Raw genomic sequence first — 13,704 nt, forward strand, 5'->3', positions numbered from 1 at the left:
GGGCCACGGCGCGGCCGTTCACCACGCACATCAACGCCTACAATCTCGATCTCTATTTGCGGATCGCTCCCGAGCTCTACCTCAAGCGGCTCGTGGTGGGCGGGATCGAGCGGGTCTTCGAGATCAATCGCAACTTCCGTAACGAAGGCGCCGACTCCACGCACAACCCCGAGTTCACGATGCTGGAGTTCTATCAGGCCTACGCCGATTACACCGTCATGGCCGACATCACGCGCTCGCTCATCCAAGAGGCCGCCAAGGCGGTCTTTGGATCGACGGTGGTGCACCGCGAGGGGGAGGAGATCGACCTCGGCGGGACGTGGCCCTCGGTCAGTCTGTACGGCGCTGTCTCCACGGCCTTGGGTGAGGAGGTCACCCCGCGCACGCCCATCGAGACGGTGCGCAAGCTCGCCGATGGCCGTGGGGTCGACTGGAACCCGGCGTGGGGGCAGGGCAAGCTGGTCGAGCACCTGTTCGAGGAGTTGGTTGAGCACACCCTGCTCCAGCCGACGTTCGTTCGCGACTTCCCGGTCGAGACGAGTCCGCTGACCCGCCAGCACCGCGAAGATCCGCTGCTCACCGAGAAGTGGGACCTCATCGGGTTCGGTATGGAGTTGGGCACCGGCTATTCCGAGTTGGTCGACCCGGTCGAGCAGCGCCGCCGCCTTACCGAGCAGTCCCTGCTGGCCGCCGGTGGCGACCCCGAGGCGATGCAACTCGACGAAGATTTCCTCCGCGCCCTCGAATTCGCCATGCCGCCCTCCGGGGGAGTGGGAATGGGGATTGATCGCCTTCTCATGGCGTTCACTGGAAAGAACATTCGGGAGACCATTCTCTTCCCCCTTGTGAAACCCAGTTAAAACCTTAGTTAGCTTCGGCGTGCTCGCCAGGCCTGCCCATGTGATGTGGCAAAGACCACGCTGTGCTGCGGCAGGGTATGTGCAATCCCGCGGACGCAAGCGCGGCATACCTATCGCTGTGGTCAGTTTGGAAATACTCTTTGAAACTTGGATACGCATTTTTTGCGTTCCGATCTGAAGGTTATTTTCGCAGGTCATCCTCCTTAGGGAAGGGGGTTTTCGGTAACCTTGGTAACACAGGGAAGCTAGTTGATTACTTAGCGTTGCTTAATGGACCTTGACGGTCCGTGTTCCTCCGCTTAGCGTTTCGAGGCGAGCGGATAATTCCGCGTTCGTCGTAGCGGATCTATTGACGGTGAGTGAGGATGGCAGCGAACGGCTCCGGCGGTTTCCGCCATCCTTTGCCGGGTGCGATCTCACATGATCTGTCCGTCCCAGATCGTGATGAACGGGCTCCCGCGTTCTCACCCGCGGTCGGATTCTTGCTTCTGTGCCAGGGGAACAAGAATCATGGTCGCGGGATCGAGAGGTGGGGCTGTGCCCATGCGCGCGTGCAAGGGAACTTTGGTTCCCACTCGTCGGGGGTCACTGCGACGACGAGTCGATGTTCCGCACTCACCATTGATGAGGGAGGACGGAGTGGAACAGGCCGCCACGCTCGTGCGTCATGCCGTCGAGGAGACCACTGTCCCGTCGTGGAGTGAGAGCATGGTGCCACCGCCCGGAGTATCCCATGACGGGGCTCCGGAAGCACCCTCGGATCTCAACGACGACGACCTCCACCTGCTCGCAGAGATCGCTACAGGTGTGACGACCGATGTCGCAGCGCGCCGCCTTGAACTGAGCGCGCGCACCCTACGGCGCAGGCTCCGGGCCATTTGTGACCGGCTTGGCGTCAACACGCCCATAGAAGCCGTTGTGTGGGCCGCGCGACGGCAACTTATCTGAGATCTCCTGGCGTGCGCCCCGGCCTTCGGGCCGGGGGAGCACCATCTAGCTGGAGCTGTCTTAGCTCGCTGCGCGCTTCCGACCGAGTCGGGAGTAGCCTAGGGCGATCATGTCCGTCGAGATCACCGTCCGCCGTGCTCGAACACCAGACGTCAGCCACATCCGCCATCTCATCGACGCCTTCAGTGGAGAACGGCGCGTCCTGTCCAAAAGTACGGTCAACCTTTATGAGGACATTCAAGAATTCTGGGTGGCCGAAGTCGACAACGGTGAGCAGAGCACCGTCGTGGGCTGCGGCGCGCTTCACGTCCTATGGGAGGATCTCGCAGAGGTCCGTACCGTCGCAGTCGACGCCGCCATGCAAGGGCACGGCATCGGCCACCGCATCGTCACCGAGCTGCTTGACACCGCACGCCACCTGGGGGTGCAGCGTGTCTTCTGCTTGACGTTCGAGACCGCGTTCTTCAGCCGGCACGGTTTCCGTCCCATCCAGGGCACTCCCGTGCCGGCCCGTGTCTACGAGGAGCTGCTGCGCTCCTACGACGAGGGTGTGGCCGAGTTCCTTGACCTAGAGCGAGTCAAGCCCAACACCCTCGGCAACACCCGGATGCTGCTGCACCTGTGAGACCTGCGGCCCCGGCGAGTCGACCGCTGACGCCTTACATCAGGCGAAGCTGGCGGTCCTTGGGCCGCTTGCGCGTGGCCGTCTCCTCGTCTACGGCCATGGTCAGCTCCGCCGGCACCGAGGCCAAAAACGGCGACGACTCCGGCTCGACAGCGCTTCCCCGGCGCGTTCGGCGGCGTGCCCGCGACAGGTAGAGCCGCTGTTGGGCGCGCGTCACGCCCACGAAGAACAGCCGCCGTTCCTCAGCCTCCGCGGCCTCGGTCACGTCCCCGGCCCCAGTGAAGCTGAACGGCAGCAGCCCCGCTTCGCACCCCACCAAGAACACCACGGGGTACTCCAGCCCCTTAGCGGCGTGCAGGGTCAACAGCGCCACCCGGTCGGCCCGCGGGTCCAGCGCGTCGACTTCAGCGCCCAACGCCAGCGCCGAGAGGAACCCCGACAGGTCCCAGCCGTGTTCGCCGGCTAGGGGCAGCACCAGCTCGCCGGCCGTACGCAGGTCAGTGACCAGCTTCTCGTCGCGTTCGTGGCGTTCGCATAGCTGCCGCGTCGCCGCGCGTACACGCTCGGTCAGCGGCGCCTCAGTCTGATGGGCCAGCTCGTCGACGACCATCCGCACCGCCGGACGCGACAGCAGCCGGTCGTGCGAGCGTTTCTGGAACGGCACCCCAGCGGTGTTGAACGCGCTCATGATCGCCTCGCTTTGCGCGTCAGTGCGGTAGAGCACGCAGATGTCGCCGAACGACAGCCCGCCGTCGCCTTCGTCGCTGACCCGGCCACTGTCGAGCGAGTGCCATGACGTCCCGCCCAGGAGCCGGTCGATGGAGCGTGCCACGAACGACGCCTCCGCGCGCTCGTCGGCGGCCACGTGCATGCCGATGCGCGCCGGCGTCTCGACCTGGCCCACAGCCCGCAGTTCGCGCTCTGGCACCAGCGACGCCGGTGCGATAACCCGGGTCGCCGCCTCGACGATCGTGGGCGTGGAGCGGTAGTTGCGTATCAGCCGCACGGTCGTGGCGGTGGGGAAGTCGTGGGTGAAGCGCAGGAAGAATCCCACATCGGCGCCGCGGAACCCGTAGATGGCCTGGTCGGGGTCGCCGATGGCGGTGATGTTGCCCTCGGGCTCGGTGAGCAGCCGCAGCAGCGCGTACTGGGTCTCGTCGATGTCCTGGTACTCGTCCACACTGATCCAGCGCCACCGCCGGCGGTAGGAACGCGCCAACTCCTCGTCGGCCTCCAACAGGCGCACCGGCAGCACCAGCAAGTCCCGAAAGTCCACGAGGTCGTCTTCGCGCAGCCGTCGCTCGTAGGCGTCGATGGCAGCGGCCATCGCGTCGTCGTCACCGCCGTCGCCGTCGCGCTGGGCCAACAGTCGGCGCCCCTCCCGCTCCGATCCCGTGACCTCGGTGGCGGCGGCAGTGCGGTGTGTGTCGTCGGCGATCCGGAACAGCTCGGTCAACCCGGCCCGCTCGTAGTGCTCGCGCAGGATCTGCGCCCCCAACCCGTGGAAGGTGGTGACGGTCATCCCGGCCGCTTGCTCACCCAGCAGGCTGGCCAGCCGTTCGCGCAGCTCCGCTGCGGCGCGCCGGGTGAAGGTGATGGCCAGGCACTCGGCCGCGGTCACCGTCCCTTCCGTGATGAGGTGGGCGATGCGGTGAGTGAGGGTACGGGTCTTTCCCGTGCCGGGGCCGGCGACGATGAGCAGCGGGCCGCCGGGACGCTCGGCCGCGGCGCGCTGCTCGGGGTCGAGCCCGGCGAGGAGGCTCTGCGGACGGGGTGGGGTTTCGGCCACGGCGGCGGGAAACAGCATCGGATCTTCCGCAGGGGGTGCTGCGGTGGTGGGGGTGGCCTCGGCTAGGGGTGGAGTCTCTCCGTAGCTGTCTGCGGCCGTTGGGGACGCTACAGGGGCATCGAGGCTGTCGTGGTGCCCGTGGGAAGCGCGGGCGGGCGTGGCTTTTTTGGAACGTTTGACGGGGGAGGCGATCTCGTCGTCACCGAACAGCGTCAGCGTGTCGGTGTCCGTCTTGAGTTCTTCGGGATCGAATAGCCGAATGACACCATATTCTCCGTCGTAGCCGGCGCTGCGGATCACGTCGCCACGTCGCAGTCGAGCAATGGCCTCCCCCAGGAGTTCGCCCCCCACCTTCGTGACTTCGTCGAGGGGCACCGACCCCAAAATCGCCAGTTCCGAACCGAGCGCGCCCACGAGCTTGCTTACCTCGCCGCTGACGCGCTTGCTCTTTGGGCCGACTCCAACGATTTCACTCACGATTTCGGGTAAGGGGACCAGACTGGTGAAATCCGCTGCGCCCGGCGGGCGATGCCCCACTGCGCGGTCGGCTAGTTCGTGGACACGGTGGTAAACCCCGACGGTCAGTCGCTTTCCACAGACCGGGCAGCGCTCCTTGTGCTCGCGGGTGACCTCAGGAGTGAATCTGATACCGCACTTGCGGTGGCCGTCGAGGTGGTACTTGCCTTCCTCAGGGAAGAACTCGACAGAGCCACGGAATCCCGTTCCGGTCTCCAGGGCGCGTCGGATGGCATAGTAGTCCAGATCGGTGTCGAAGCGACTCGCCTCGCGAGCCAGCATCGGCGGTGAGTGCGCGTCGGAATTACTTACGAGCGTGTATCCGTCAAGCGAGGAGACCATCCAGTTCATCGCCGGGTCACTGGAGAGTCCGGTCTCTACCGCGAAGATGTGGGGAGCCAGATCGGCGTAGCAGTCAGCCACGGCGTCGAATCCCGATTTTGACCCCAACGCTGAGAACCACGGGGTCCACACATGAGCCGGGACCAGATACGATCCCGGATCGCTGGAGAGCGTGATCTCAAGGAGGTCTCGCGAATCCAGCCCCAGGATCGGGCGTCCATCGGAAGCCAGATTGCCGATCTTGTCCAAATCCGCTGTGATGGTGTCGGCGGCTGCCATGGACGGCGCGTAGAGCAAATGGTGGACCTTGCGAGTCCGCTCGTCGCGCTTGTAGATGGTGGAGATCTCCACTGAGAGCATGAACCTCGGCAAGGTGTGGCAGTTCGGCGGTAGTGTCCGGAGTATGGACCGTTCGATTTCCGGCCGGAGCCGGAACAGTCCTGGCTCTGCCGGGATGAGAAGTTCACCCAGTTGCTCACGCCATGCGGGGTGAGTGAAATCACCGGTTCCGACGACCTCAATCCCCTTACGGGCAGCCCACCAAGCAAGATGCTCAAGGTCGCAATCCCGGCTGCAAGCCCGCGAGTACTTGGAGTGAATATGTAGATCGGCGTGGAACTCCACGATGAGATCCTCCCAATGCCCACGGTGACGGGGCGTGCCGACACTAACGCCGCTTAGGCGACAGGTGCTTGACTCTTCTGCGTTACGATGCCACGATCCCACAACTTGAGGGCGCGCCGTACTTCACGACTAATGACCTCAGGTGCGGGTCGCTATGAAGACGGGTAATCTGTGGATTGTGGTCGGAACTTGAAGGCTATGGTGTTCAAGGATGTTCGGCCGCTCTCCAACTGAGGGCCGGCACCGCGCTTCCTTACTTATTCCAGTCTCACCGACCGATCAACCGATCCTATGTGTCCGCTTGCGGCTACAGCGAGTCGCTGTTTCCGTCCCGTGGTATAGCGGGCAAAGAGATCGAAACCCGTGGGATAGCCGAACTCTTACGGGTAGGGGATAAGGCGATAGCGCGAAAGGGACCTCAACGAGGGTGTAGCCGCGCAACGTGTCTATGATGACAGGGGCACGATTGTGTGGATCACGAGGAGACGAGTGCGGCCCGGCGTAGGCTTGAGCCATGTCCCCTCAGGTAATTACCGCATAAAGTCAGATCAAGGAAGGGGTATGCGCTCGATGTCGGACGTATTCGCGGCGCTGATCCCCCCCGCAGTTGTCGCGACGGTGTTCTGTACGTTCATCTACAAGCTACTCCGTAGGGAGATGGCTCCAAGAACGTCAGACGGTCGGTCGGTACACGATCCCGACGTCGCGCGGAGTACGGATGCCACCTCTACCGAAACAACCGACGCGCCGAGGACTGATCCTGGCGTCGTCAAGGAGGATGGTGCAAAGGATGCCGCGGCTTCCGTCTCGGAAGTCCGTGGCGGCGGGGACGGTTCCGACAACCACTAACCGGCGGTGTCCAGTAATGGGGACGCACCGGTCTCGTGTTATAGCGGTGGTTCTGGCCCATCGGGGGTGCCAGAGCCGTAACCGCCGCATGCCCGGGAATTCGTTGAGCGGTCAGGAAACCACAGACAATCTTTCCGTGCCGAGAATTGTCTTTCGCCGCTCCCCGGTATACATTTATATTTAAGTGCGTCAGCACTTCTCTGCTGAAAGGTCTGTATCCATGGCGCAAAAGGTTCAGGTGCTTCTCGTCGATGACCTCGACGGCGGCGAGGCAGAGGAGACGGTCTCCTTCGGAGTCGATGGCTCGTCCTACGAGATTGACCTCAGCGGCGAGAATGCCAGCAAGCTTCGTGAGGCTCTGGCCCCGTTCGTCAATGTGGCACGCAAAGCTCCTACCAAGACTGGGCGCGGCAACCGTCGCCAGCAGCGCAGCACTCCCAGCCGTGAGCGCAGCGCGGAGATCCGCGCTTGGGCCAAGGCGGCCGGCAAGCAGGTCAACGAGCGTGGCCGTATCCCGGCCTCAATCGTGGCCGAATACGAAGCCGCACAATCGCGGTAACACAATCAAGGCGTTGCCTGCCGGGTGCTGTTCGCTCAGAGCACATCGGGGCAAGCAGTAAGTGGCACGGCCCGTGTGTCCTCAAACCCTTGAGGAGCGCGGGCCGTTCGCTTGCGGCGTACTTGGAACACTACAGGCCCGATTGGTAGTTGGATGAGGGTGAACGCCCTATCGTCGGGGAAAGTCTCTTGCACGGCTTGTCAGCGGAGTCAGGCCAAGCAGGATACGTCCACCGAGTCGGTCAGCAGGAATCGGGCTTACGCGGTGGATCGGGTGCGGTAGCGCCTCCAGGGAGACTTTCTCCTTGAGGGCCGGAATGCGGAAAGTGAGGGTCGGAACTTCCGTCCCTGCCTGACCGCTCTGTGAGGAGCGACGAGACATGTTCGAGAGGTTTACCGACCGCGCACGGCGCGTGGTGGTCTTGGCCCAAGAAGAGGCCAGGATGCTCAACCACAACTACATCGGTACGGAGCACATCCTGCTCGGTCTCATCCACGAGGGTGAGGGCGTCGCTGCGAAGGCTCTGGAGAGCCTGGGCATTAGCCTCGAAGCGGTTCGGCAGCAGGTAGAGGAGATCATCGGTCAGGGCCAGCAGGCGCCCTCCGGCCACATCCCCTTTACCCCGCGCGCGAAGAAGGTCCTTGAGCTCTCCCTGCGCGAGGCGCTGCAATTGGGTCACAACTACATCGGAACCGAGCACATCCTGCTTGGTCTCATCCGCGAGGGTGAGGGTGTGGCGGCCCAGGTGCTGGTCAAGCTTGGAGCCGACCTGAACCGCGTGCGCCAGCAGGTGATCCAGTTGCTGCACGGCTACCAAGGGAAGGAACCGCAGGCTACTGGTGCTTCTTCGGAATCGACGCCGTCGACGTCGCTGGTGCTGGACCAGTTTGGCCGCAACCTGACCCAGGCCGCGCGCGAAAGCAAGCTGGACCCGGTTATCGGCCGTGACCAGGAGATCGAGCGCGTCATGCAGGTGCTGTCGCGCCGTACCAAGAACAACCCTGTCCTCATCGGTGAGCCCGGTGTCGGTAAGACCGCCGTGGTCGAGGGGCTGGCCCAAAAGATCGTCAAGGGGGAGATCCCCGAGACGCTCAAGGAGAAGCAGCTCTACACGCTCGACCTGGGCGCGCTGGTCGCCGGTAGCCGCTACCGCGGTGACTTCGAGGAACGCCTGAAGAAGGTCCTTAAGGAGATCCGTACCCGCGGCGACATCATCCTGTTCATCGATGAGCTGCACACCTTGGTCGGTGCGGGGGCTGCCGAGGGGGCCATCGACGCCGCCTCCATCCTCAAGCCGATGCTGGCTCGCGGCGAGCTGCAAACCATCGGTGCCACGACGCTGGATGAGTACCGCAAGTACCTTGAGAAGGACGCGGCGCTGGAGCGTCGTTTCCAGCCGATACAGGTCGACGAGCCCACGATCTCGCACACGATCGAGATCCTGAAGGGGCTGCGCGACCGCTACGAGGCCCACCACCGTGTCTCCATCACCGACAGCGCGCTGGTGGCAGCCGCCCAGCTTGCCGATCGCTACATCAGCGACCGGTTCCTGCCCGACAAGGCCATAGACCTGATCGACGAGGCCGGCTCGCGCATGCGCATCCGCCGCATGACGGCCCCGCCGGACCTGCGCGAGTACGACGAGAAGATCTCGGCCGTGCGGCGCGACAAGGAGTCCGCGATCGACGCTCAGGACTTCGAGAAGGCCGCGTCGCTGCGTGACGACGAGAAGCAACTGCTCGGCCGCAAGGCTCAGCGGGAGAAGGAGTGGAAGGCCGGCGACATGGATGTCGTCGCCGAGGTCGATGAGGAGCTCATCGCCGAGGTGCTGGCCACAGCCACAGGTATCCCGGTGTTCAAGCTCACCGAGGAGGAGAGCTCCCGGCTGCTGCGCATGGAGGAGGAGCTCCACAAGCGCGTCATCGGCCAGGAGGACGCCATCAAGGCGCTCTCGCAGGCCATCCGGCGCACCCGGGCGGGGTTGAAGGACCCCAAGCGTCCCGGCGGCTCGTTCATCTTCGCCGGCCCCTCCGGCGTGGGCAAGACCGAGCTGTCCAAGACGCTGGCGGAGTTCCTCTTCGGCGACGAAGAGGCGCTGATCCAGCTCGACATGAGCGAGTTCATGGAAAAGCACACCGTCTCGCGGCTGTTCGGCTCGCCCCCGGGCTACGTCGGCTACGAGGAGGGCGGCCAGCTCACCGAGAAGGTGCGGCGCAAGCCGTTCTCGGTGGTGCTGTTCGATGAGATCGAGAAGGCCCACAACGACATCTTCAACTCGTTGCTCCAGGTGCTGGAGGAAGGGCGCCTCACCGACGCCCAGGGCCGCAACGTCGATTTCAAGAACACCGTCATCATCATGACGACCAACCTGGGCACCCGTGACATCTCGCGCGGTGTGGCCATGGGCTTCGCCAAGGAGGACGACTCCAAGACCAACTACGAGCGGATGAAGGGCAAGGTCCAGGAAGAGCTCAAGCAGCACTTCCGGCCGGAGTTCCTCAACCGTGTCGATGACGTGGTCGTCTTCCACCAGCTCACCCAGCAGGAGATCGTCAGCATCGTGGATCTGATGACCTCCAAGCTCGACGAGCGGTTGAAGGACCGTGACATGGGCATCGAGCTGCGCCCGGCCGCCAAGACCATGCTGGCCGAACGCGGCTACGATCCCGTGCTGGGAGCCCGGCCGCTACGCCGCACGCTCCAGCGTGAGATCGAGGACGCGGTGTCGGAGAAGATCCTCTTCGGGGATCTGCGGCCTGGCCAGATCGTCATCGTCGACGCCGAAGGCGAGGGCACCGACGGCAGGTTCACCTTCCGTGGCGTTCCCAAGCCCAACTCGGTCCCCGACACCCCACAGGTCGAGGAGAGCAGCGTCAGCGGCGAGTGACCACGCGGGCGCACAGCCCATCGTGATCCACGAGCCCACAAGGGGGCGGCCGGACGGCCGCCCCCTCTCGCATGTCGGGTCACTGTCGGGCCACGGTGACGCTGCCGGTCGGCTACCCCGGATCGCCGGCGACCGGCGTCGCACCCGGCAGCGCATAGGTTCCGTCGTCGAGCGGGTCGACCAGACCGTCGGAGACCAGCGCGTCCAATGCGCGCTCTCGTTGCACCGGCTCGTCCCACACCCGGTCGAGCGCGGGTTTGGCCACCGGGCCGGGAGACTCGCGCAGCACGGCCAGCAGCCGCCCCCGGACCTGCCGATCGGTGCCGGCGTAGCTCTGCCCCCGGCGCGGGGGACCGTCATGGGCCGGCCGGCCCGCCAATGTCCACGCGCACTGGTCGATGATGGGGCAGTCCACACATTTGGGGGATCGTGCGGTGCACACCAACGCCCCCAACTCCATGACCGCCACCCCCCACCGCACGGCTACGGCCGGCTCCGGCGGCAGCAGTGCTTCGGCCAGCTCCACCTCGGCCTTGGTTTGGGCCTTCGGCGGGTACTCGACACCGGTCTCGGCCCGGGCGAGGACCCGGCGGACGTTGGTGTCCAAGATCGCGTGGCGCTGACCGAACGCGAAGCTGGCCACCGCCGCGGAGGTGTAGGAGCCGATCCCCGGCAGTGCCAACAGCTCTTCGCGGGAGGCGGGCACCTGCCCGGAGTGCCGTTCGACGATCGCGGTGGCGCAGGCGTGCAGGTTGAGGGCGCGGCGCGGGTAGCCCAGCCGGTTCCACATGCGCACAGCCTCGCCCGGGGCTTCCGCGGCCAGGTCGGCGGGGGTGGGCCACCGCTGCACCCAGGCCTGCCACGCCGGTAGCACGCGGGTGACGGGGGTTTGTTGCAGCATGATCTCGCTGACCAGGATCTCCCAGGGGGTGGCCTCGGGGCGCCGCCACGGTAGGTCGCGGGCGTTGCGCTCATACCATGCGAGAACCGCTGGAGTATAAGGGTTTTCAGTCATCTGTAATCGGATATCCGACGGCGGGTTGAGTAGGTAAGGTCTTGGGGAAGCCGGGATACTACGCGCATGGCCTCTAGCGCTGGACACCCCGGACCTGTGAGTCCCGAAACGTATTGGAAGCGGCGTGTCTTCGTGCTGGCCGGGATTCTCGTAGTAGTTGCCCTCATCGCTTATGCGTGTTCCGTTTCCGGGTCCTCCTCGGACGATGGGAACCGGGCGGCCAATGTCGACCCCAGTCCCGACTCCAGTACGTCGCCGGAGAATTCCCCTGCCCCCACTATCTCAGTCCCCTCCTCTTCCAGTGACGAGTCGAGTGCGGACGGCGGCGGGAACGGTGGCGGAGCCGGAGCCGGGGGAGGAGGGTCGGGCTCCGCCGGCGGTTCCGAGGGAGGCGGTGGCTCTGGATCGGGCGGTGACGCCGCGGCTGCCGCCGACGACGGCGAGGAGATCCCGGCCCCGCAACAGCCCGAAGACCCCTGCCGGCCCGAGGACGTCGTCGTCACGGTCTCCCTTGACCAGGACGACTATGCCGCGGGCGAGCAGCCCGTGATCACGCTCGACGTGGTCAACACCGCCAAGCAGACCTGTACCGTCGATCTCGGTCCCGCGGCCATGGAGGTGCGCATCACCTCCGGTCCCGACCGGATTTTCTCCACGGCCGACTGTCAGGAGCAGACCAAGTCTTCCGGTAGCCGCGAGACTCAACTGCGCTACGGCGTCCCCGAGACCGTCACGATCACCTGGGATCGTAAGCGCTCCTGGGAAGACTGTCGCGACGACGAGGTGGCGGCCCGCGCGGGCACCTACATCGCCACCTTGTACAGCCAGTACGACCAGGGCGCCGAACGACAGGTATTCCGGCTGAACTGAACGAGGGGGCGGTGCCTCCTGATCGCGCCGGCGCGCGGTCGCTCCATAGTAGCGGCCACGCGCCGGCCGGTGGCCGTGTCGTCACGGAGCCGCCCCGTGCGGCGCTCCCCCTCGGTCGGTTCCTCCCACCGGCCCTCGCGCCGTCCTAGCTGCGACGGGTCGGCATAGCCAACTGCAACGCCTGCCCCAGGTCGTCCACCCCGACCGCTTCGATGCCGGACACGGGTTCCTCGCTGTTGCTGGGGACGATGGCGTGGGTGAACCCGAGCCGCTGCGCTTCGGTGAGGCGGCGTTGGACCCCGCTGACCGCGCGGACGTCGCCGGCCAACCCCACCTCGCCGATGGCGATCATGCCGCGTGGCAGGGCCAGGTCGCTGTGGGAACTGGCCAGTGCCAGCGCGGCGGCCAGATCCACCGACGGTTCGTTGAGCCGCACACCCCCCACGGTGGAGGCGTAGACGTCGGCGGCGCCGATGCGCACGTGGGCGCGGCGTTCCAGCACCGCCAGCACCATAGCGACGCGGGCGCCGTCGAGCCCGGAGGTGGTGCGGCGGGGCTGCGGCGCGGCGGTGGGCGCCACGAGCGCCTGGACTTCGGCGATCAGCGGCCGGCGTCCCTCGACGGCGACGGTGACACAGGTGCCCGGGACCGGTTCGTTGCGGCGGGTCAGAAACAGCCCGCTGGGGTCGGGGAGCCCGATGAGCCCAGACTCGGTGAGGTCGAAGCAGCCGATCTCGTCGGTGGGGCCGTAGCGGTTCTTCACCGCACGCAGCATCCGCAGCCGCGAGTGCCGGTCGCCGTCGAATTGCAGCACGACGTCGACCAAGTGCTCCAGCATGCGGGGGCCGGCGATCGAGCCGTCCTTGGTGACGTGGCCGACGAGCACCGTCGCGATCCCCCGCGTCTTGGCGAGCTGGATCAGCGCGCCGGCGACCTCACGCACCTGCGTCACCCCACCGGGGACCCCGTTGACGTCGGGAGCGATCATCGTCTGGACCGAGTCGACGATCAACAACTTGGGAGCGATCGCCTCGACGTGGCTCACCAGCGCCGCCACGGAGTTCTCCGCGGCCAGATACAAGTCGGGGGCCAGCGCCCCCAGCCGGTCGGCGCGCAGCCGGACCTGGCCCGTGGACTCCTCGCCGGTGATGTAGAGCACGGGGGAGGAGTCGGCGCACAGCGCCGCGACCTCTAGCAGCAGGGTGGACTTGCCCACTCCGGGCTCGCCGGCCAGCAGCATTACCCCACCGGGGACAAGGCCGCCGCCCAGGACCCGGTCGAGTTCGTCCAGCCCGCTGGGGACGGCGTGGGCGGACTCGACGTCGACCTCGACGATGGAGCGCGCCGGCGAGTTCACCCGCGCGGATGCCACCGCCCCAGCAGGGGTGGCACTGACCTCCTCGACCGTGTCCCACGCTTGACACCCGCCGCATCGGCCTGTCCATTTCAGGGTGGTCCAGCCGCATTCGGAGCAGCGGAAAGTCGTCTTCGCAACCTTGGCCATGCCCGCACGCTAGCCGCCATTGCTGACATTCGCTGCCGGAAGGTGGGTTTTCCCCACCGCGGTTCGCGGCGCGTGCCATGGTCGTCCCGGCGCGGTGCGGTGGCCGTGTCCGCCTCGCCGGGGTCACCTCTTGGGGCGACGCCAGATGCGGGAAGCGAGAGCGATCTCCTCAGCCAACCAGCGGCAGGAGGGTGCTTCTATGGTTTTGTCAAGTGGTCTGGGTGGCTGCTGGTTGGTAGAGCGAGCCGTCGCGCAGCATGGCGAACAGTACGTCGCAGCGTCGTCTGGCCAGGCACAGCAGCGCTTGGCCATGGCG

9 protein-coding genes are annotated in these 13,704 nt (G+C 65.7%); 6 read left to right on the forward strand and 3 right to left on the reverse strand.

Features of this window, described 5'->3' with window-relative positions:
* The 3 genes from ABD848_RS24540 to ABD848_RS24550 form a co-directional block, all read left to right on the forward strand.
* A partial coding sequence (locus ABD848_RS24540; RefSeq protein WP_344977474.1) for an amino acid--tRNA ligase-related protein occupies positions 1-860 on the forward strand: 860 nt, incomplete at its 5' end.
* Positions 861-1,568: 708 nt separating this feature from the next.
* Positions 1,569-1,808: a LuxR family transcriptional regulator gene (locus ABD848_RS24545; RefSeq protein WP_425567705.1), complete on the forward strand. Its 240-nt coding sequence runs from the start codon at positions 1,569-1,571 to the stop codon at positions 1,806-1,808.
* A 109-nt stretch (positions 1,809-1,917) separates the two neighbouring features.
* Positions 1,918-2,433 (forward strand): amino-acid N-acetyltransferase, encoded by a 516-nt coding sequence (locus tag ABD848_RS24550; RefSeq protein ID WP_344977477.1) that lies wholly within the window; start codon positions 1,918-1,920, stop codon positions 2,431-2,433.
* A 34-nt stretch (positions 2,434-2,467) separates the two neighbouring features.
* On the opposite strand, the gene ABD848_RS24555 is transcribed toward ABD848_RS24550, so the two are convergent.
* On the reverse strand, positions 2,468-5,704 hold the full coding sequence (locus ABD848_RS24555; protein WP_344977480.1) for a UvrD-helicase domain-containing protein: 3,237 nt from the start codon (positions 5,702-5,704) through the stop codon (positions 2,468-2,470).
* 1,069 nt (positions 5,705-6,773) lie between these two features.
* Here ABD848_RS24555 and ABD848_RS24560 point away from each other — a divergent pair.
* On the forward strand, positions 6,774-7,112 hold the full coding sequence (locus ABD848_RS24560; protein WP_344977483.1) for a histone-like nucleoid-structuring protein Lsr2: 339 nt from the start codon (positions 6,774-6,776) through the stop codon (positions 7,110-7,112).
* Between the two features lie 379 nt (positions 7,113-7,491).
* Entirely contained in the window at positions 7,492-9,999 is a 2,508-nt protein-coding gene (locus tag ABD848_RS24565; RefSeq protein ID WP_344977486.1) for an ATP-dependent Clp protease ATP-binding subunit, read from the forward strand.
* A gap of 112 nt (positions 10,000-10,111) precedes the next feature.
* On the opposite strand, the gene ABD848_RS24570 is transcribed toward ABD848_RS24565, so the two are convergent.
* Complete coding sequence (locus ABD848_RS24570; protein WP_344977489.1) at positions 10,112-11,014, reverse strand: HhH-GPD family protein; 903 nt, start codon at positions 11,012-11,014, stop codon at positions 10,112-10,114.
* Between the two features lie 96 nt (positions 11,015-11,110).
* Between ABD848_RS24570 and ABD848_RS24575 the strand changes: the two genes are divergently transcribed.
* Complete coding sequence (locus tag ABD848_RS24575) at positions 11,111-11,884, forward strand: hypothetical protein (protein WP_344977492.1); 774 nt, start codon at positions 11,111-11,113, stop codon at positions 11,882-11,884.
* A gap of 145 nt (positions 11,885-12,029) precedes the next feature.
* On the opposite strand, the gene radA is transcribed toward ABD848_RS24575, so the two are convergent.
* A complete protein-coding gene (gene radA / locus ABD848_RS24580; protein ID WP_344977494.1) occupies positions 12,030-13,388 on the reverse strand; it encodes a DNA repair protein RadA in 1,359 nt (452 codons plus the stop codon).
* Between the last annotated feature and the right edge of the window lie 316 nt (positions 13,389-13,704).

Source organism: Salinactinospora qingdaonensis, assembly GCF_039539445.1.
In the GTDB taxonomy this organism is placed as follows: domain Bacteria; phylum Actinomycetota; class Actinomycetes; order Streptosporangiales; family Streptosporangiaceae; genus Salinactinospora; species Salinactinospora qingdaonensis.